Genomic DNA, 20597 nt, shown 5'->3' with positions numbered 1-20597 from the left:
CACCTCAAGATTAGATTTCCCTAAAGAGCCGTTCAAGACTAGGACGTTGATAGGCAGGGTGTGGAAGCGCAGCGATGCGTGTAGCTAACCTGTACTAATTGCTCGTTTGGCTTGACCATACAACACCCAAGTGGTTTGTATACAAGTCTAATTAATCTATCTTGTATAAGCGTAAGCTTATAGAAACAGACAGAATATTTCGATATCACCTTTAACCTTGATTCAGTTAGGTTAAGTGATACTTAGTCAAATAAGTAAAACAACAACAGACTCATATCTAACCCCCTTTGCTGACGACAATAGCGCGATGGCCCCACCTGATCCCTTCCCGAACTCAGAAGTGAAACATCGTTGCGCCAATGGTAGTGTGGTTCGCCCATGTGAGAGTAGGTCATCGTCAGCTCTCTATTCCTGATTAGCCCCTTGATACTAACGTATCAGGGGGCTTTTCTTTGTGCGTGGGTTTTTATGTGCCCCTGTAGCAATGACTGTTGATAATTAGATCAGTCATTTCCAAAATACCTGAAAACCTAAATCAATTGCTCTTATATATCATCAAAATGATTTGACTTCTATCATTATAGCTGCTAATTTTAAACTATATTTTTATTACAGGTACGTAAAGAATATATTGATCTTTTGTAAATGACTAAGCCTCGTATGGTTTAGATTATCTACTTATGCGATCTACTCCTATCCTCACAATTATCAAAAGGAATTGATAATGAAGTTAGCTCCTCTTTTTTCAATTGGCGCTTTAGTCGCTATTAGTCTTTTCGGCTGTTCTAACCAATCTGCTGACACCACTGATGGTTCTTCAGCAACTTCTCAAGAAACTACTGTCTTACGTTTTTCACACTTTTGGCCAGCAACGTCTTCTATTAGCACTGAAGTTTTTGAGCCGTGGGCCAAGCAAATAGAGACAGATTCTGATGGCCGCCTAAAAATTGAATTATATCCTTCAGCAGGTCTTGCTAAAGCAGATGTGACTTATGAGTCTGCCACTAAAGGTACGATTGATATCGGCTCACAAGCACATGGTTATACTAATGGTCGGTTCCCTTTGACTCAGATTACTGAGCTACCGGGCTTATCAAATTCAGCCACACAAATGGGTTGTATGCTTCAGACTCTTTATGACGATGGCACACTTGCTGGTGAGTACGAAGATTCTCATTTGCTATTCATGTATGGTGCTGGGCCTGGTTCACTTCACACGACGGACAAACTGATCCGAACGCCTGAAGATATGAAAGGGATGCGTATTCGTCGTCCTTCTGCAGTTGCCGGTGATATTATAGAGAGTGCTGGTGCGTCACCAGTCGGTTTGCCTGCAAACGATATGTATACCTCTTTGCAGCGCGGCGTTGTCGATGGTTTGAGTTTCCCTTGGGAGGCAGTAACGGCTTTTAAAATTGACGAAATTACCAAATATCATACTAACATTCCTTTTTATAGTTCGGCGCTTATGGTCACTATGAATAAGGACAAATACGACAGTTTGCCTGATGACTTAAAACAAGTATTAGATAAGAATTCAGGAATGGCCATGGCCAATAAGGTTGGGGAAGTATTTGATAAGCATGACCAGATGGCAATACAAGCCGCTAAAGATAAAGGGGACGAAATTGTTGAAATCCCTGATCCGCTAAACGATCCAGATTGGAAAGGTCCACTCGAAAGAGGAACGCAAAAATATCTGAAAGATGTTAATGCTTTGGGTCTGGATGCTGATAGTGTCTATGAAAAAGCGAAAGCTGCTAGTGCTGCCTGTAAAGTGGTCTAACCCATTGGAGGTGCAACATGCCACTACTAGTCAAACTCAGCGTCCTAATCTCAAGACTGTGCCAGTTTATTGGTGGTGTCAGTCTTATCATCATCGTCCTCACCACCATGACTGATGTCGTCGCCCGTTATATCTTCAAACTCACTGGCGGTGAGTTTGGCTTCACCGTCAAAGGCTCCGTTGAAATCGTCTCTTACTTTATGCTGTTTGCATTGCTCGCCGCCTTTGCCGCCTTTGTTGAGCGCTCGCAAATCATCGTCGACGTCTTCACCCAGAAGATGCCCCAGTCTATCAAAGGCTATATGATGGGCGTCTTTATGCTTGGTTTCTTTGCTATCGGCATCGTCTTTGCATGGGGACTCTATGAGAGCGCCATTGACGCCATGGAATTTGGCAAAGTCACCCAAGATTTGCGTATCTCCATGATGCCCATTTATCTCATCAGTGCCTTGTTAAGTGCCTTACTGGCCATCCGCTCACTGATCGAATCTATCAACATCTTTAAAACAGGCGAATTCTTTGACGCCGAGGAGACAGGCGCATGAGTCCAGAAATTATCGGCGCCATTGGCCTAGTGGTCATGATCTTACTCGTCGTCATCCGCGTCCCCGTCGCCCTTGCCATGTTGGGTGTGGGCTTAGTTGGTTTTGGTGCAGTCACTGCGCCAAGTGGTGCATTACAAATGCTCAAAGACATTCCCGTTGATGTCTTGGCAAAGTATGACTTTAGTGCCATTCCTTTATTTATCCTCATGGGCGTGTTTGCGACCCATTCTGGTATGGCAGGTAAACTGTTTGAAGCTACTCGAACCATCTTTGGTGGGGTAAGGGGCAGTCTGGGTATTGCAGGTATTGGCTCGTCCGGTATCTTTGCGTCTATCTCAGGGTCTTCTCTCGCTACCGCCTCAACCATGACCAAAGTCGCCTTACCGCAAATGGAGAAGTATGGCTATCAACCCGGTTTTGCCTGCGGTATTTTAGCCGCTGGTGGTACGCTTGGTATCATGATCCCGCCCAGTATTGCTTTACTGGTCTACGCCATCTTAACCCAGCAGTCGGTTGGGGATATGTTTATCGCGGGTTTCTTACCAGGGATGCTCGGCATGGTGATGTACTCCATCACGGTGATGATTATGGTGCGCTGGAAACCGCATTTGGCAAAGCGTGGTGAGAGAACCTCTTGGAAAGCCAAGCTTGTATCATTGACTGGCCTGATACCTTTTAGCTTTATCTTTATTGTGATTATTGCAGGTATCTTCTTTGGGCTATTCACGCCAACAGAGGGAGCGGCTGTCGGTGCGTTTGTTTCTTGGGCTTATGCGTTTGCCAAAGGCATGCGTCTAGATGGGTTAAAGCAGTCCTTGGTTGAGACCTTGGCGCTCTCTGCGGTGGTGTTCTTTATGCTGCTAGGTGCAGAGGCATTAGGTTACTTTATCTCGGTGTCGCGCTTGTCTTATACGCTGGCGTCCTGGATCGGTGGCTTAGCGGTCAGTCCGATGATTGTGCTGATCTGTATTTTGATCATGTACTTCTTGCTGGGTCTGTTTATGGATGCACTAGCGATGCTGGTGATTACAATCCCTGTGGTGTATCCGATCATTCTAGCATTAGGGTTTGATCCGGTATGGTTCGGTATTATTGCGGTGTTGACGGTGGAGCTTGGTCTGATTACGCCGCCAATGGGTATGAATATCTTTGTGATTAAGGCGATGGCACCGCATATTAAGCTGAGTGATATGTTTCGCGGGGTGGCACCATTTATTGTGTCAGATTTGGTGAGATTGGTTATCTTAGTAATGTTCCCAGCAATCTCACTGGTGCTGTTGGGGTAGTTTGAATCTAAACCCAAGCGTATAAAGTCATTATATTTTGGTGCAGCAGATTTTCTACTCGTTAAGAAGCCATATTGCTAATAGAGCAGTGTGGCTTTTTTATTGGCTAATACTTTTTCCAAAAATAAAGAGCAGAATATCTTACAAACTCATGATCTGCGGCGCTGCATTACGGTAACTTTTCTTAGTGTTATAAAGGCTTGTGAATGTAGTAAACTGGTCTGCATTCATTCCTTGGTATAATTTCATAAGTAGAGATAGTCATGGCTGTCGATTTTACTAATACGCTCATCGTTGCGATTTCTGCGACGGCACTTTTTGATTTAACAGAGTCAGAAAACCATTTGCTAGAGCTACTAGATCAAAGACCTGCAAGCGCCATCAAAGAGTTTCGAGACTATATGATAGAGCGTGAGAATGACGCTCTGAATATTGGCGCTGGCTACCCACTGATTAAAGCATTGCTGAATCTAAATGAATATTGTGATGATAACGAGCGTAAGGATTCAGATATTGAAACACCTTTGGTTGAAGTTGTTATCGTCTCAAAAAGTAGTCCAGATACAGGCATTCAAGTACTCAATGCTATTTTAGAGCATGGTATCAATATTTCACGCTCAGCATTTATTTCAGGCAGTCCTGTGGCGCCTTATATTAAAGACTTCAATGTCGATCTGTTTTTGACCACCAATCGCGAAGATGCGCAGCAAGTGGCGGATGCCAATATCTGTGCCTGTGCGATATTAGACGCTACTCCTGTCAATACCTATGAGTTAGATACCAATCAGCTACGTATTGCCTTTGATGGCGATGCGGTGTTGTTTGATGATTCGGGTGAGTTACTATATAAGCAAAAGGGGCTACGAGCTTTTCATGATCGTGAAGTAAAAATGCGTGATTTACCGATTGAAAAAGGCCCTTACGCTGAGCTATTGATTAAACTGTCAAATTTACAGGAACGTTTACCGGCTGGTTTACAGTATTCTCCAATCAAAATTGCGCTTGTGACCGCTCGTAATGCACCTGCTGATTTGCGCGCTATTAAAACGCTACGAGAGTGGGGCGTGAATGTCGATATGGCATTTTTTTTAGGAGGGCTGGAAAAAACAGCCGTGCTTAGGACATTTGCACCACATATATTCTTTGATGATTCAATCAAGCATATCGATGCAGCACGTCGATTTATACCTACGGCCTTAGTTCCTTATCGTTCAACGTCGTTACTGCACGGTGATAGCTATCTAACTACTGATAAAGATGCAACATTATTGTCATTCAAGCCTGCTGTGCGCCCACTATTTGTAGTAAATCATTGAGCATGTACAGATAAGCGAAATTTAAACAATAGGATGGTATATGAATTGGCAGCAATTGCTCAACTTGATTGTGGCGCGAATAAAGCAGGTTGTTGGTTTATACGCTTTTGTACTCATACCGATGTGGGGTATGTTTTTCTTAAATGAAGTGGCGCTATTTGGACTGTGGAATATTTTTGGGATTGTACCGCGCGCGTTAGATGTGGGCAGTATGATCGGGGTATTCGCCTCATGGACGATGCATGGCAATTTGTCACATCTGATTGGCAACACGGTGACGCTATTACAAATTTTGTTTTTGTTCGGATTGTTTGAGAAAAATGCCTATCGCACGATTATCAAGTTGGTCATCGCTTCAGGATTGGTTACTTGGGTGATTGGGTCACCATCCTCTATTCATATCGGTGCATCAGGATTATGTTTTGCGATGTTTGGTTATATGATAGGCGGCGCTATTTTTGCTCGGCGTTGGGGTTATCTGATTGCTTGTATTGTCATGGGCACTGGCTATTGGCTGACTATTAAGCAAGGACTGATGCCGCAACAAGGAATCTCGTTTGCAGCACATTTTGGTGGTTTGTGCGCTGGGCTATTGCTAGGAGCCAATTCAAAACATACTTATTCAGCCACGGCTCAGCGTTATTAATTTAATCAAGTGAGCAATCTTTTAGCATTTTTTATATAACCGCTTTTTATGCAGTTACTATATCTATGATTGTTGTCGTATCAGGTATTTTGGTCAGTACAGATACTGATAAACAGAGGGTCATCTGTTGCTAGCTTATACCATGCGGTGGTTTGTTTGACATGCTCATCAATCGTGAGCTTACTACCTTTTTCTGGTATGACGTAATCTGCACGTGCAGGCGCATTGCAATCGATAACCTGTGCAACTTTTTCGACACTTCTTCGTCTTTCAAATAAGTATAAATTGACCAAATGCACATCTGGATCGTCTACTTGTACGCTAGCATTACCGATATCTGCCGCGATAAAACGTAATATTTGTGGCTTAGCATAAGACCATGGGCGGAACCACTGCGTACTTTTTGCTACTTTGACAACTTCTACGCCTTCTGGCAGCTCTCGCACTTGTTGACCATACCAGCTATATTCTTGGTTTATCTGAAAGGCAAAAATACCAATTGCTGCAAACAATGGGATTAGCCATTTAGGGGTACGTTTCCCTGCCAATTTGCTGAAGTGAGTTATGATTAGTGCTAGTCCAGCCATCCCAAACGCGGCAGCCATCGTGGCGATAAACTCAAAAAGCATAAAATATTCCTTAATGGGGTATGTGTATTCAATCAAGCTGAATTAATTACATTTTATTATAAGTATAAAATAAAAAATCACTCACAAGCAGCTGCTGCCTGTGAGTGATATATAGTAACAGAAGATATATCCTCAACTGTGAGCTTAGTGGTCGATTGCACCGCCCGCGCCACGTGGAGAACGTACGCTCTCAACCAGCTCTTGAATATGTACTGGTGGTGGAGCAGTCGCATAAGATACTGCGAATGCCACGATGAAGTTAAGTAAGGCACCAACCGCACCAAAAGATAGCGGTGAAATACCAAATAACCAGTACTCTTCAGTATCAGGGAAATTCGCAGTACCACTGATAAAGAACCAACCTTTGAAGACAAAGATATACACTAGGATAGTAATCAAGCCTGTTAACATCCCAGCGATAGCGCCTAGGTTGTTAATACGCTTAGAGAAAATCCCCATCATTAGTGCAGGGAACAGTGAAGCGCCTGCAATACCGAAGGCCAATGCAACGACCTGTGCGGCAAATCCTGGTGGATTAATACCCAGATAAGTCGCTACTACGATTGCAACGCCCATTGTAATACGAGCATACTTGAGCTCTTGTTTATCAGTGATGTTTGGGTTTAGGTTACGTTTGATCAAGTCATGGCTAATCGCTGAGGAAATCGCAAGTAGTAGACCGGCTGCTGTTGATAGTGCTGCTGCCAAACCACCTGCAGCGATAAGACCAATAACCCATGATGGGAGATTGGCGATTTCTGGGTTAGCGAGTACTAAGATGTCATTGTTCACATCCAGCTCGTTACCTGCCCATCCAGCATTGGCAAAACGACCATCCAGTTCTGCATCATGTGCAGCACGCGCGGCCTCTACTGCTGCGGTAGCTGCAGCAACATCGCCACCATCCGCTTCAGCGGTGTTAAGGGCTACTTGAGCGGCACCAAGTCCACTGTCGTTATACAGCTGGATACGACCATCATTGTTTAAATCGTTATACTTTATAAGCCCTGTGTCTTCCCATGTTGCCATCCAGTCTGGACGTTGATCATACTCTAAAGGTGCTTCTGCAACCCCTTGTGGATAGACCGTATCAATGAGGTTTAGACGAGCCATCGCACCTACCGCTGGAGCAGTAAAGTACAATAGCGAGATGAATACTAGTGTCCAACCCGCTGTCCAACGTGCATCGGCCACTTTAGGAACGGTGAAAAAGCGAATGATAACGTGTGGTAGACCAGCTGTACCAATCATCAGTGATAGCGTAAATAACACCATATTTAGCTTGTTAGGCACATCCGCCGTATAAGAGGCAAATCCTAAGTCAGTCACGACTTGGTTAAGTTTAGTCAAAATAGGAACGCCAGATTCGATGTGGTTTGAGAATAGACCAAGACCAGGAATTGGGTTACCCGTTAATTCAAGTGAGATAAACACAGCAGGAATGGTATACGCGACCATCAATACGACATATTGCGCAACCTGCGTATAGGTAATCCCTTTCATACCGCCTAACACCGCATAGAAGAATACAACAACCGCCGCAATGAGCAGACCCGTTGTGTTTTCAACTTCTAAGAAGCGTGAGAATGCAACGCCAGCACCAGTCATCTGACCGATAACATAGGTAGTTGAGGCGATAATCAAACAAACCACAGCAATCATGGCTGCTGTTTTGGAATAAAAACGGTCACCAATAAAGTCAGGAACCGTGAACTTACCAAATTTACGTAGGTAAGGTGCTAAAAGCATAGCAAGTAGAACGTAACCGCCTGTCCAGCCCATGAGGTAGGTGGAGGCGCCATAACCACTAGCAGCAATAAGGCCTGCCATTGAGATGAATGACGCGGCACTCATCCAGTCAGCAGCGGTTGCCATACCGTTGACGACCGGATGCACTCCGCCGCCCGCAACATAGAACTCACTGGTTGAACCAGCACGTGCCCAAATCGCAATCCCAAAATAAAGCGCGAAAGATAGACCTACAAAAATAATATTAATCGCAAATTGACTCATGATCTATTCCTCGTCTACGCCATATTGTTTATCTAGTTTATTCATACGCCAAGCGTAAAAGAAAATTAGAATAATAAAGACTACGATAGAGCCTTGTTGCGCAAACCAAAATCCTAAATCAGTACCACCGATTTTGATGCCCGCTAATAATGGACGTAACAAGATAGCAAAGCCATATGAGCATAGCGCCCAAATAATTAGACTACCTGTAATCAGACGAATATTGGCGCGCCAATATCCAGATGGATCGTTATGAGCTTTCATAGGACAACTCCTTTTGTCTTACCTAAAAAATATCAACCATACAAGAAGAGCTTGGGCTACTTTTTACGATGAACATCATGATAAAAAATAGACAGATACTACTTTATATAGTGACAATGAAGATGCGCAGGCGCATATCTATTTATCAGCAATTATTTAGCAAAAATAAATATCATTGTGGACATTACATTGATCCCTTAAATAAAAACTATCAAATAGCAAAACAGGGTTCATTGAGGAAGACAGAAGGGTAGGACTATCCGGTGTCTTTTTCACAATCTCGTCTTCCTGACAAGAGTCTTAATACTTTAACGCTTCAAACATTTATGCCGATTCATCTATATTGGCCGACTCATCCTTATTAGTAGCTATGAGGCCAGCATAGAATCATTCGAATTTCATCTTAGCACGATTCAACAGCGATAGTTACAACCAACAAAGCATAGACTGAAGTATATCTACTAAAAATCAGTTCGGTAAATATAGCGCTGAATATGAGCGATGCTAAAATTATACGACAAATATCCAGTTTGTGCTGATGAATTATTACTTAATATATTCTATAAAAAGCAAATTGCAAAGATTATTTATCTCAAAATAAATATAGAGAACCAATAATCAAACGTGATGGTCGCACGTCGCTTACTATCTATACTGTGCACACGATTTATTTAGTTTCGTCATTATTTGGAAATTTGTAAACTTGTCGATGGGTCTGAAGCCAATCGTGATACTTGGACAGATTAAGCGGTACTGATGAAAAAAATTGCTTGTGGTAGGCACAAAAAAATGCCCTTCTTTCTAAGAGAAGGGCGTTTTTATGGATGTATGATTTTTAATAACGATACATATACTATGCTAAATCAGAGTTATCCTGATTTACATGTTTGGATAGTTAGGACCACCGCCACCTTCTGGTGTGACCCAAGTGATATTCTGCGAAGGATCTTTGATATCACAGGTCTTACAATGTACACAGTTTTGAGCATTGATAACAAACTTAGCGCCTTCAGCATCTTTGACCACTTCGTATACACCCGCTGGGCAGTATAGACGCGCAGGCTCAGCATACAACGGTAAGTTGATAGAGATAGGTACCGTTGGGTCAGTGAGTTTTAGATGCGTTGGCTGATCTTCTGCATGGTTGGTATTAGAGATAAATACCGATGATAATTTATCAAATACCAACTTACCATCAGGCTTGAGATAGGTTGGTTGATAAGCATGGTTGGCACGCTCTAACTGATCATAATCTGGGATATTGTCATGCAAAGTAAATGGCATTTTACCTTTTAGCAAGTTGTGCTCAATAAAGGTGAAAGCACCGCCCATGAACAGACCCATACGATGGATCGCAGGTGAAAAGTTGCGCGACTCGTAGTTATCTTGATATAACCATGACTCTTTGTACATAGTGGTATAAGCAACGACTTCGTCATGCTGACGCTCAGCTTGCAGTGCCTCAAAGATCGCTTCGGCGGCGAGCATACCTGACTTCATCGAGGTATGTGTGCCTTTGATTTTTGCTGGGTTCAAAAATCCAGCATCATCACCGACCAATACGCCACCTGGGAAGGTAAACTTCGGTAGTGAGTTGAGACCACCTTTGGTCAAAGCACGTGCGCCATAAGAAATACGCTTACCGCCTTCTAAGACGCTCTTAATGACAGGATGCGTCTTCAAACGCTGCATTTCATCAAATGGAGAGACATACGGGTTGTGGTAAGATAAATCGGCCACAAGACCAAAGCTGACTTGGTTGTTTTCATCAAAATATAACCACCAGCCACCAGTCGAGCCAGTTTCAGTCAACGGCCAGCCAAGGCCATGCATGACAACGCCTTGCTCATGCTTATCAGGCTCAACTTCCCACAGCTCTTTTAGACCGATACCATAATGCTGAGGATCAGAGTCTTTATCTAGATCAAAACGGCTAATTAAGCGCTTACCCAAATGGCCACGGCTGCCTTCGGCAAAAATAGTGTATTTGGCAAGCAGCTCGTAACCAGGCTCAAAGCTTGGCTTGGCTTCGCCATTAGCAGCCACGCCCATATCACCCGTTAACACACCTCTGACCGAACCATCATCGTTATATAAGATGTCATCGGCAGGGAAACCTGGGAACATCATGACTTCAAGCTCTTCTGCCTGCACAGCCAACCAGCGAACGACATTACCCAATGAGACGATATAGTTGCCATCATTATGCATAGGCCCCGGAATCAACGAATGAGGTACTTTGGTTGAGCGAGTAGCAGAGTTTAAATAGTAAAAACGATCTTCTGTCGCTGGTACATTGAGCGGCGCGCCTTTTTCTTTCCAGTCTGGAATAAGCTCATTGAGCGCACGGGGTTCAATGACAGCGCCAGATAACGTATGGGCACCAAACTCAGAGCCTTTTTCGACCACACACACCATAAATTCATCGTTACCGGCTTCGATAGCGAGCTGGCGCAGGCGAATAGCCGCAGAGAGACCTGCAGGTCCGCCGCCAACGATAATGACATCAAATTCCATTGATTCACGTTCGATCTCAGGTTCTGCTGCCACAGGCTCTACCACTGGTTCTACTTTATCTAGCGTTGCGGTCTCTGTTGCTACTGGTGCGTCAGCGTTCACAGTATTACTATCAATAACTGGCGTTTGATTGTCTTGCTCTTGCATACCTACTCCTAAACTTTTAGTGGCTTATCTCAGGGCATCATTAGCTTAACAACTGAATAATAGACTTGCGGTGCTAACGTCACTCAGACATATGGCTGCCCGATAAAAATGTGTCATCAATACAAAACCCACTTGACCATTTCAATAAAAAATCGTTACTCATTATAAAAGAAAAGTCCTACAAACACGATACGCATTTATGAGCAACGGTGTTAAGGTTATATCAAGGCAATGAAGGTATTTGGGTAATAAAGTTTCATCATACCTGAAACAAAAATTTATAGTAATAATAGATTTGCCAAACTTTGAATACTAAATAAAGGATTAAGCGATGAATAATGACAATAATCATGCTGATAGTAGTCGTGAAAATAACGTAGAAGCTCCAGTTGGCAAGGGTTCTGGTTTGAATAACATGGATGCACTAAGTCACTATCTTAAGTCTACAGCTGGGGCACGTGAAGGACGCGCAATACCACCACTCGAAAAATGGCATCCTGAAGATATCGCTGATATGGACTTAATTATCAAAGCAAATGGGGAGTGGTGGCATGAAGGTGGGCAAATGACCAGAGAGTCACTTGTCAGTTTATTTGCGACTATTTTGTGGAAAGAAGAAAATAATGGCGTTATCGAATATTTTTTGAAAACCCCAGTACAAAAAATCCGTATTCAAGTAGAAGATGCACCACTGTTGATTAACGATGTTGGTATTGTGCAGGAAAATGATATGAGCTGGTTAGAGTTCACGACGACGACCGGTGATGTGGTACGCTTGGATAATGAGCATCCTATTGTATTAAAAGCGTATAATCCTAAAAGCTATGATACGGTAAATGATACTGTCAGTACTGAGTATCCTATAGACACAGCAACTGAAGCACAAGTACGTCCTTATATGTCTGTCAGAAATGGTTTGATGGCGCTGATTGGGCGCAATACCTTTTATCATCTGACAGAGATTGGTGAACTAACAGAGCACAATGGTGAGACAATACTGACCTTACAAAGCGGCGGTGAGTCATATTCACTATCGATGCCAGTCAATTAAGTAACAATAAATAGTATGCTATTGATTGTTATAATATGAGCTGCTTGATTATTAAATGATGCCACGATACGGCTAAGCTACAAGATATTTAACGGGATAACAAGAGACATAAGCGGCGTGAAGATAATATGTATACAAAAATGGCGGTAGCGTAGAGATGGCTATTACTGCAAATCACATGATGAAAGTGACGACAATGCGAGCAAATGTTTTGGATGGTAACGCTTTCAAGAACCCTGCCATTCATAAAGCACGTATCCATTCGATGGCTATCGATACGGCCGCGAGTAATACCGCTCGTAGTGCCCCCATCGGATTGTTTGACTCCGGCGTTGGCGGCTTATCGGTCTATTTGCATTTAGCCCAGCAACTACCCAATGAGCGCTATATATATTATGCTGATACTTTAAATGTTCCTTATGGCAATCGTGATAGTGAAGATATCGAAACGCTTACTTTAAAAGCAGTGGAATGGTTATACCAACAGGGCTGCAAGCTCATTGTTATCGCTTGTAATAGCGCATCAGCTTATGCTTTGGACACAGCAAGAAAATGTTATCCGCAGTTACCTATCGTGGGCTTGGTACCTGCTCTAAAGCCTGCTGTAATGGCAAGTAAAAGTGGACATGTGGCGGTATTGGCTACCAAAGCCACTTTAAATGGGTCATTACTCAATGATGTCATTGCCAGTTTTGCCAATCCTAATAGCACAGTGGTTACCAAGTATTTTGATCCACAACTGGTGCCTTGGGTAGAGGCTGGCATGCCAGTTGAAGATGAGACGGCTCAGCGTCTACGCCAACAGCTACGGGCATTTGCTAACGAGGGTATTGACCAGCTAGTGCTCGGCTGTACACATTATCCATTTTTTAAATCGTTTTTATTAGACGAAATTGCACAGCAGCAGTTATCGATACAGGTGGTTGACTCTGGGCAAGCAATCGCTGAGCGAGTCAAGCAGCTATTGGTCGCAAATCAGATATCAGCCACTCTTGATAATGAGACAAGTACTCAGGATTTGAATGTAATTAATAAGACAAATGTTGATATCAGACTGCCATTAACTTTCCATGCTACCAAATATAGTGATAGACTAAGCGCTTTGATTGAGCGTTTACTTGGTAAAGAGACAGTATTGCAATACTATCCTGAGTAATTGTTAGTAAAGTTATTTGCGTTAATCCCTTTCCTGTAGTATGGATTTCATTAAAATATATTAAATGCATTTTTGTAAGATTAATCACAGCTACGCCAAACAAGATATTTGTGCTCTATTTCATCTCATACCCTTTTATGCCGCAACCTAAGCTCAGAGGTAATCGTGCCACATCGCCGCTATCATATTCATGTTATATGTGCTGACAACGATCAATTATTGGTGTTGGACAGCGTAGCGATATTTTTTCAGGCACGTGCGTTTTTGACTTATGACGTGTCCAGTAAGCTGCCAAAAGCCTCGCTATATGGTCGACAATGCATTGATTCTTGTGATTATGCGTTGATGATCATTGGAGACAGCTATGGAACAGTGCAAAAGACAGGGGTTAGCCAGATGCATTTGAGTTATCTGAATGCCAAAGCCAAACTCAAGCCGCTACTGATCTTAGTCAAAAATCACTATCAAGAGGCTGGTATCAGTCGCCAATTACAAGAGCTTGTCACACTAGTATCTAAGCAAGACAATCAAATATATTATTACGATACAGAGGACGATATCGAAGCGTTACTCGTACAAGCCTACTACAACGCAGTAGCCAGTCATAAAGTGACAGGTGGCTGGGTGAGAGCGACCGAGGAGATGATTAAGTTTAGTAATCAAACGGTTGCTGAAAGGTTTGCGGATCTCTTATCTAAGAATAAGAATATAAATACCAAGAAAGAAAGTTCTGTTGATGAGGATTTTGGGGCTGACAATGTTAGCAAGCCTATTATACTGACAGAGACTTTTGATATTCAGTACAGTGCTCAAGCTTATGAAGGTGGGAATTTAAAAGATGTCACTAGAAGCATAACGCTATCTTGGCAAGAAATATTAGCGGCTTTAGTGAAAATACCGTCTACATTTTCGAGCTATGGGCTACAAAATGCTATTAATCGCCTAATCGCACCAAAAGCTGAAATAGATATCAAAAACGATATGCCAAACGTTCATGCTGTCTCACGCTGCCAAATCTCTCAAGATGATCTCAATCACTTACAGCGTCAGCTGGTAAGCGCAAACTGGATACAATTGACGACCTACGGTACGCGTTTGTCACAAGAGCTTTGGAAGCTCACGTTTTATGCAAAAAACCTATTAGAAAATGAAGATTCTCAAACGTCTGAATAAGCTCAATCTTCATGACTGCTACCCTTTAATATCATCAAAAATTCTCTGCAAAAATGCCCACGGTGACCATGACTACGTTTTGTAATACAAAGCATACGCGGCAATGGTTGTGAATCCGCTCAAGACTCGTGATAATAAGAACCATCAGATACTGATCTTATTTAGACAAAAAATTGTATTAAAATTAAAAATGCATAAAACGTACTACAATATTGACCGATTAAGGAGAGCACACAATGAGTAACGCTAAAAATGATGAGTTATTAAGAGAGCTTGATGGTCTAGAGAAAAGCATGCATGACGCTGATCAATTTCATACGCTAGAAGAACAAGTGGCAGATATGAAACGCCGCGGCATCGATCCAAGCCAAGCTTATAAGGATTTGGATAGAAAAGCAGAAGATGAAGACTGGGGCGATGCGACTTGGAAAGAAAATGGCAAATGGGAGCCAAAAACGGCTGCTGATTTAGATGATAACGCTCGTGAAAACTGGGACGGTGACAACGGTAAGCCAAACCCGCCACCCATTGTCTAAATTTTTCTTTAAATATCGACGTAAAAGGTGAAGGTCTTCACTAGGCATCAAACACAAAAAAGCCATGCTAATCATAGCGTGGCTTTTTTAATGATTTACGATAAGACTATTCGGTACATTATTAAGACCCTTCGTCAATACGAATTAGCTTAATCGTACCATCAGCACTAGCAACACGGCGATAACGCGTATTAGTAGAGGTTGAAGGACTTATCGATGGTTGAGAAGAATAGCTATTAGGCGTAGTAGTTTGCTGCTGAATCAGTTGTCCCATACGATCAGCAGGCGCAGGGTTCAAAGGTCGGCTATTTGTTGGCTGACCGTACTGGACTTGACTTGGTGCTGCATTACCAACGATAGCACGATAGAACTTTTGGCCTGCGCGTCCATCTGCTGGGAAAATGCCACGACTAGATTGATATTGCTGGATAGCGGTACGGGTATTGTCCCCAATAATGCCATCAACACCGCCAATATCGTACCCTGCATTTAGCAAGGCTTGCTGAATATCTTTTGCTTGTTGGCGACTGATACCAGGATCGTCTGTTGGCCAAGCGGTAATAAAGTCCGTTTTGCTACTGTTTTCGCGAGTGATCAAATCTGATAAATGCGCGATAGCCAAGGCATAGTTTTCTGACGCATTATACGAGTAGAACGTATCAAAGTTTTTACCGACCAAAAACGCAGGACCATCGACGCCAGCTGGTAGCAATAAACCCGCACTACTCAAGTCATAAGGCAGCGGACTGCCGTTAGCCAGCGTTAGACCTTGATTGCGCCAATGGCTAATAGACTTTTTGTCTTTGCGGTTAGAAGCCGCCCAAAATCCATCAGGTAGTTTGACCTCGTAACCCCAAGGCTCGCCTGTACGATAACCACGTTTGTCCAAGAAATTTGCAGTAGAGGCGAGTGCATCAGGCACGCTATTAACGAGGTCACGACGACCATCACCATCACCGTCTACTGCCAGCTCTAAAAAGGTACTGGGCATAAACTGTGTCTGCCCAAACGCACCCGCCCATGATCCCGTCATGTCATTAGGTGCGATATCGCCGTTTTGTACAATTTTTAGCGCATTGGCATACTCACCTTGGAAATAGCTTTGACGACGATCAAAGCAAGACAACGTCGCTAAAGATTCAAACAATGGTTTTTTGCCTAAGGTTTGACCAAAGTTAGACTCCACGCCCCATACGCCAAGTACATGCTCCGCTTTTACCCCGTAACGCGATTCGATTTGACGCAGGGTGTCGCGCCACTGACGCTTGGCACGGATACCATCTTCGACACGCTCTTTGTCTACTAGCGCTGAGAGATAATCCCAGACATCTTTTTGAAACTCTGGCTGATAGTTGAGCGACTGAATGACGCTAGGATCAGGCTGGCTTGGACGATAATTATTAAAAGTATAGCTGTTTACATCGCTAAATTTAATCGAGTTTTTTAGACCATCCAAACATTGCTGAAATTCGCTATTAGATAGATCCGGTGCTGGCGGCTGCGCGGCTTGAGCGGTGCTAGCGAGACTAATGCCGACCGCAACACTAAGCAGCGACAAGGTAGAGAAGGGAGTCAAACGCATGAAAATATCCTATAAACGTTAAGTTGGTTGCTAAGAGACAAAAATCAAAAAGTGGTATTAATGTAGAGTAACCAATCCCAATAATAAAGAAAAGGTATCGCAGCACTCAGTTACTATAAGCTGACGTTCGCGTGAGGTTAGGAGAAGTTTTTGGGATATTTTACGATTACCCTTAAAACAATACCATTCCTTATCTATGTTTTAAGTTGTTATACTGATTAGCATAAAGTCATGCCAATACCGAATCTCAGATTTTCTGATAGTTGATATATTGCATTTTACAAAAGAGAAAAATAAGAATGAAAGTTAAACGCTTGCATCTACAAAACTATGGTCGCTTTGAAGACTTAAATATCGACTTTGCCCCAACGACTAAAAAGACAAGTAATGTCACTGTAATCGTGGGTAATAACGGCGCAGGCAAGTCGCAAATTTTGCAGGCGTTAGCGACTGGACTGAGCTGGCTTGTCAACGGATTATCTAATTATGACAAAGAAATATCAGTTATAAAATCTGATGAGCACGGTTTCCTAAAATCCGACGAAGGGCAGTATATTGAACAATACCAGATTATGAATAATAAGGATTACTCAGAACTAGAGTTGTCTTTCTATGATAAAAGTATAGGAATGGAGGTTTTAAATACAAAATCAACTAGAAAAGAGATTTTATTACCTGCATCATACGGCGTACAAAGAACTGGTTTTGATGAACTGATTAAAGTATATTCAAAAAATTTTCAGAAAAGCAAAGATATAAGTTTACCTATAGTGGCTTACTACCCAGTCAATAGGGGCGTAATCTCAACACCTATGGATATCAACGAAGACTCGACTACAAATCAATTAACAGCTTATGAAGATACATTAACAAGTTCGGTCAGTTTTGAAAATTTCTTTTCATGGTTTCGAGAGCGTGAAGATATAGAGAATGAAAGTCTCGCTTCTTCTAAAGCTAAGAAGAAAAATAAAGAGGAAGATGTTGCTGATATTCTCATGAGGTATTTAAAGGAAAGCTATATTGAAAAAGGTAAGCTGGAAGAGTTTTCGAGTAAAGAGGTGCAGGAACTACATGGAGCTATACGAAATTTTGAGACAAATTTTGAAGAGCTTTTTTCACGTCGATTCTTCAGTGATAAACAGTTAACAGTAGTGAGAGTAGCAATTGAAGAGTTTACGGACTTAACCAATCCTCGTATACGCCGTCAAGGTACACCTACTATGATAGTAGAAAAAGACGGTGAAGAGTTAGACGTTAAACAACTCTCTCAAGGCGAAAAATCCTTATTAGCCTTAGTCGGAGATATTGCTCGTCGCTTAGCTTTACTCAATCCTAGCCTTGAGAATCCATTAGAGGGCGAAGGCGTAGTCATGATTGATGAAGTCGATTTGCATCTTCATCCAAAGTGGCAGCATGACTTGATTGATAAATTAGTCGCTACCTTTCCCAACGTGCAATTTATCCTGACTACCCATTCGCCTCATGTTATCAGCGATCGTAATGATATTTTATTATACTCATTGGATGATGGTGAACTGACAGAAATGCCTAACGTCTATGGTGAAGATGCCAATACAGTCCTCACCAAAATATTTGATGTAGATATTCGTGATAGTAAGGTAGAGGAACAATTTAACGTGATTCGCCGTGCTATTAGTAAACATGATTATATGACAGCAGAGAATTGTATAACAGAGCTAGCTGAAAAACTGCCATCTGACCATTTAGAACTATTGAAATGTCGCTTGCTCTTGGCTCAATCTAAATTGGCAAATAACCATAAAGATGAGTCTAATCATGCAGAAGATTGATAAGTTAGGTTCAATACCTCTTGAGACAGCAAAGGGTTTTAGAAAGTATAAAACTGAGAATTGGGGCAGTATTCCAGAGGATATCAAAGCCCCTCTGCGTCAGCAGCTGTATGATGAACAGCATGGAGTCTGCTGCTATTGCTGTAAAAGTCTTGGCAAAGAGAATACGACTATCGAACATTTACAAAGTCGTAATGACTATCCACATAAGTGTTTTGACTATGACAATTTATTGTTAAGCTGTAGAACACCTAAGCAGTGTGATAATGCTAAAGGTAGTCAAGAGTTACCTTTAACGCCGCTTATGGATGAATGTGAAAGTGAGATTAATTTAAATTTAGCTGGAGAGTTGGATTCTGATAGTGAGAGAGGTGTTGAGTCTATTGAAATACTCAAATTAAATAATCGTCAAATCTGTAACTGGCGAAAAAGTTTAATTGACACAATTAGTTTCGTCTTTGATCCTACTCAGTCAAGTATTCCACCAATTGGCATTCAAGATCCAGAAACTCTAGAATTAATTCTAAATAGTTACCCTGATCTAAATCAAAAGCATGAGTTAGAATATATCGTCAAAAAATTGACCAGATAAATTATAAGAAGCTTCAAAATTAGCTATTTAGCCAAAATGCTATCCAATTCATCAATCAACTTATAAACCCGAGCCGCATTTTTACCCAAATCGCTACCACCAATCCGCGACTTACTACGTATATCGACTAAACGTTCATTCTCGTTATCCGTGATACGTACGACGACATCGTCTTTAAAACCGAACCAAGCAGTGGTGTCTGTCGCTTCTATGATGCCTTTATCTGCATCAATATTGACCAGCTCCCAGCCCAGATTCTCAATGGCTTGTGTGCCTGCTGCCATTAGCTCAGGTTGCGTTTGGTCATAACGTAATGTTTGTAATTCAGGGTAGGCGGTGCGTTGTTGCTCTGCTGTCTCAATACCATCGTAAGCGACCGGATTAGGCGCATCAGCACGTAGCGGGGCAATGGCGATAAATGCAGGCGGATTTACCAAATCGGTAGAAATATCATGGATGGGCGGTACGTTTTTGGCGGTATTCATCATGCTAAGCGGTATAACAATGGCAGCGATCGCTAGCACTGCCGACGTTAATGCACTCCCAATGCTCGCTGTGTGTCGTTTAAATAGTAGCTGTATGACTAATAGTATTAATGCGGCAATACCAGCAAACACCCCAAACTTGAATCCTGCAAACGCAGTCGCTAACTCAATCATGCCAAATTTATAGAGTGGGCCTGCGAGCGCGACCAGTAAGACAGCGATTAAACTTATCAGACCAACGAATATTTTCATTCCGCTTCTTCCTTATCGCTTCGCAAACCAATTCTTTATTGCTTATTCCAATAGCCAAACGTGCTCTGTGACGTTTAGATCAGGTGCAGATCCTATAGAGGCGGGTTCACTTGCTAGCTCACAGACCTGATAGTGATTGCCATAATATTGCTGTAATTGTTCGCTGTTGATAGAGAACGGCGGCCCATCTTTTTTGCTTTGATCATAATTTAATGTGATCAATAGTTGCGGCGCTGCCTTGTTATCACAGCTATCAATACTCGCAATCTTATCAACATTACCACTAAGCTGTCGTATCTGCTCGCTATATTTTGTTCGCATATCAGCTGGTAGGGCAATCAATGCTGCTTTGTCATATATCGCATCGATAGTACCCATATCTGTAGAAGTCAGTGCAAAGATATCAGCGACCCAGAGTGTAATGGTTTGCGCTGAAGGTTGCCCTAAAACTTCGTTTTTCAATTGACCTTGGTAGCATTTAATATCTGGGTTTTCTTTATGTTGGGATATAGTAGGCTGGATATTTTGTTCAGCGAAAAATTCTTGCACCGCCGTCTCAACCAACTCAACGCCCACTACATCATACCCTTGTGCCGCTAGCCAAACCATATCAATAGACTTACCGCAAAGAGGAACAAAGACGCGGCTACCAGCTGACAAGTTTAAATGGGTCAAGTAGTTAATTAACAATGGATTGACAGCAGACTGATTAAAACCGATACGCTTTTCTTGCCAGCGTTTGTGCCAAAACTCAGGGTTCATGCGGTGACCTCTCATTATGATTGTTTATATGAAGGATTTTCACTATAA

18 protein-coding genes and 2 rRNA genes are annotated in these 20597 nt (G+C 42.4%); 13 read left to right on the top strand and 7 right to left on the bottom strand.

Features of this window, described 5'->3' with window-relative positions; translation table 11 throughout:
- The 7 genes from ACHUET_RS12405 to ACHUET_RS12375 all read left to right on the top strand — a co-directional run.
- A 23S ribosomal RNA gene (locus ACHUET_RS12405) occupies window positions 1-119 on the top strand; the annotation flags it as partial.
- 170 nt (window positions 120-289) lie between these two features.
- A 5S ribosomal RNA gene (rrf, locus tag ACHUET_RS12400) occupies window positions 290-403 on the top strand.
- Between the two features lie 321 nt (window positions 404-724).
- A complete protein-coding gene (locus ACHUET_RS12395; RefSeq protein ID WP_394213200.1) occupies window positions 725-1786 on the top strand; it encodes a TRAP transporter substrate-binding protein in 1062 nt (353 codons plus the stop codon).
- A gap of 17 nt (window positions 1787-1803) precedes the next feature.
- Entirely contained in the window at window positions 1804-2331 is a 528-nt protein-coding gene (locus ACHUET_RS12390) for a TRAP transporter small permease (protein WP_394213199.1), read from the top strand.
- Window positions 2328-3617 carry a TRAP transporter large permease gene (locus ACHUET_RS12385; RefSeq protein WP_394213197.1) on the top strand — a complete coding sequence of 430 codons (1290 nt, stop codon included), beginning with the start codon at window positions 2328-2330 and terminating at the stop codon, window positions 3615-3617. The genes ACHUET_RS12390 and ACHUET_RS12385 overlap by 4 nt, the downstream gene beginning before the upstream one ends.
- A 263-nt stretch (window positions 3618-3880) precedes the next feature.
- On the top strand, window positions 3881-4933 hold the full coding sequence (locus ACHUET_RS12380; RefSeq protein ID WP_394213195.1) for a 5'-nucleotidase: 1053 nt from the start codon (window positions 3881-3883) through the stop codon (window positions 4931-4933).
- A 40-nt stretch (window positions 4934-4973) separates the two neighbouring features.
- Window positions 4974-5579 (top strand): rhomboid family intramembrane serine protease, encoded by a 606-nt coding sequence (locus tag ACHUET_RS12375; protein ID WP_238039049.1) that lies wholly within the window; start codon window positions 4974-4976, stop codon window positions 5577-5579.
- An 80-nt stretch (window positions 5580-5659) separates the two neighbouring features.
- Here ACHUET_RS12375 and ACHUET_RS12370 read toward each other — a convergent pair whose 3' ends face one another.
- The 4 genes from ACHUET_RS12370 to ACHUET_RS12355 form a co-directional block, all read right to left on the bottom strand.
- A complete protein-coding gene (locus tag ACHUET_RS12370) occupies window positions 5660-6208 on the bottom strand; it encodes a hypothetical protein (RefSeq protein WP_394213193.1) in 549 nt (182 codons plus the stop codon).
- A 144-nt stretch (window positions 6209-6352) separates the two neighbouring features.
- On the bottom strand, window positions 6353-8221 hold the full coding sequence (locus tag ACHUET_RS12365; protein WP_394213191.1) for a sodium:solute symporter family protein: 1869 nt from the start codon (window positions 8219-8221) through the stop codon (window positions 6353-6355).
- Window positions 8222-8224: 3 nt separating this feature from the next.
- Entirely contained in the window at window positions 8225-8485 is a 261-nt protein-coding gene (locus ACHUET_RS12360) for a DUF4212 domain-containing protein (RefSeq protein ID WP_058024780.1), read from the bottom strand.
- 879 nt (window positions 8486-9364) lie between these two features.
- Entirely contained in the window at window positions 9365-11002 is a 1638-nt protein-coding gene (locus ACHUET_RS12355; RefSeq protein ID WP_201602800.1) for an electron transfer flavoprotein-ubiquinone oxidoreductase, read from the bottom strand.
- A 478-nt stretch (window positions 11003-11480) separates the two neighbouring features.
- Between ACHUET_RS12355 and ACHUET_RS12350 the strand changes: the two genes are divergently transcribed.
- The 4 genes from ACHUET_RS12350 to ACHUET_RS12335 all read left to right on the top strand — a co-directional run bounded on the left by ACHUET_RS12350 (window position 11481) and on the right by ACHUET_RS12335 (window position 15065).
- Complete coding sequence (locus tag ACHUET_RS12350; protein ID WP_394213189.1) at window positions 11481-12200, top strand: DUF1285 domain-containing protein; 720 nt, start codon at window positions 11481-11483, stop codon at window positions 12198-12200.
- A 265-nt stretch (window positions 12201-12465) separates the two neighbouring features.
- On the top strand, window positions 12466-13356 hold the full coding sequence (murI, locus tag ACHUET_RS12345) for a glutamate racemase (protein WP_394213201.1): 891 nt from the start codon (window positions 12466-12468) through the stop codon (window positions 13354-13356).
- A gap of 165 nt (window positions 13357-13521) precedes the next feature.
- Window positions 13522-14529 (top strand): DUF4062 domain-containing protein, encoded by a 1008-nt coding sequence (locus tag ACHUET_RS12340; RefSeq protein ID WP_394213187.1) that lies wholly within the window; start codon window positions 13522-13524, stop codon window positions 14527-14529.
- 236 nt (window positions 14530-14765) lie between these two features.
- The gene (locus tag ACHUET_RS12335; protein ID WP_114701879.1) at window positions 14766-15065 is read left to right on the top strand and encodes a hypothetical protein; all 300 of its coding nucleotides are present in this window, start codon (window positions 14766-14768) and stop codon (window positions 15063-15065) included.
- Window positions 15066-15186: 121 nt separating this feature from the next.
- Here ACHUET_RS12335 and ACHUET_RS12330 read toward each other — a convergent pair whose 3' ends face one another.
- Window positions 15187-16647: a lytic murein transglycosylase gene (locus ACHUET_RS12330; protein ID WP_394213185.1), complete on the bottom strand. Its 1461-nt coding sequence runs from the start codon at window positions 16645-16647 to the stop codon at window positions 15187-15189.
- 299 nt (window positions 16648-16946) lie between these two features.
- Between ACHUET_RS12330 and ACHUET_RS12325 the strand changes: the two genes are divergently transcribed.
- The gene (locus ACHUET_RS12325) at window positions 16947-18458 is read left to right on the top strand and encodes an AAA family ATPase (protein WP_394213183.1); all 1512 of its coding nucleotides are present in this window, start codon (window positions 16947-16949) and stop codon (window positions 18456-18458) included.
- Window positions 18445-19050: a retron system putative HNH endonuclease gene (locus tag ACHUET_RS12320; protein WP_394213182.1), complete on the top strand. Its 606-nt coding sequence runs from the start codon at window positions 18445-18447 to the stop codon at window positions 19048-19050. Before ACHUET_RS12325 ends, ACHUET_RS12320 begins: the two co-directional genes overlap by 14 nt.
- 23 nt (window positions 19051-19073) lie before the next feature.
- Here ACHUET_RS12320 and ACHUET_RS12315 read toward each other — a convergent pair whose 3' ends face one another.
- Both ACHUET_RS12315 and tmpT read right to left on the bottom strand, forming a co-directional pair.
- Window positions 19074-19787, bottom strand: a complete 714-nt coding sequence (locus ACHUET_RS12315; protein WP_394213181.1) for a DUF1499 domain-containing protein — start codon at window positions 19785-19787, stop codon at window positions 19074-19076.
- A gap of 42 nt (window positions 19788-19829) precedes the next feature.
- A complete protein-coding gene (gene tmpT / locus ACHUET_RS12310) occupies window positions 19830-20549 on the bottom strand; it encodes a thiopurine S-methyltransferase (protein WP_394213179.1) in 720 nt (239 codons plus the stop codon).
- Between the last annotated feature and the right edge of the window lie 48 nt (window positions 20550-20597).

The sequence above is a fragment of the Psychrobacter piscatorii genome (genome assembly GCF_043641605.1).
Lineage (GTDB): Bacteria > Pseudomonadota > Gammaproteobacteria > Pseudomonadales > Moraxellaceae > Psychrobacter > Psychrobacter piscatorii_C.
This window is presented reverse-complemented; position numbering and strand designations above follow the sequence as displayed.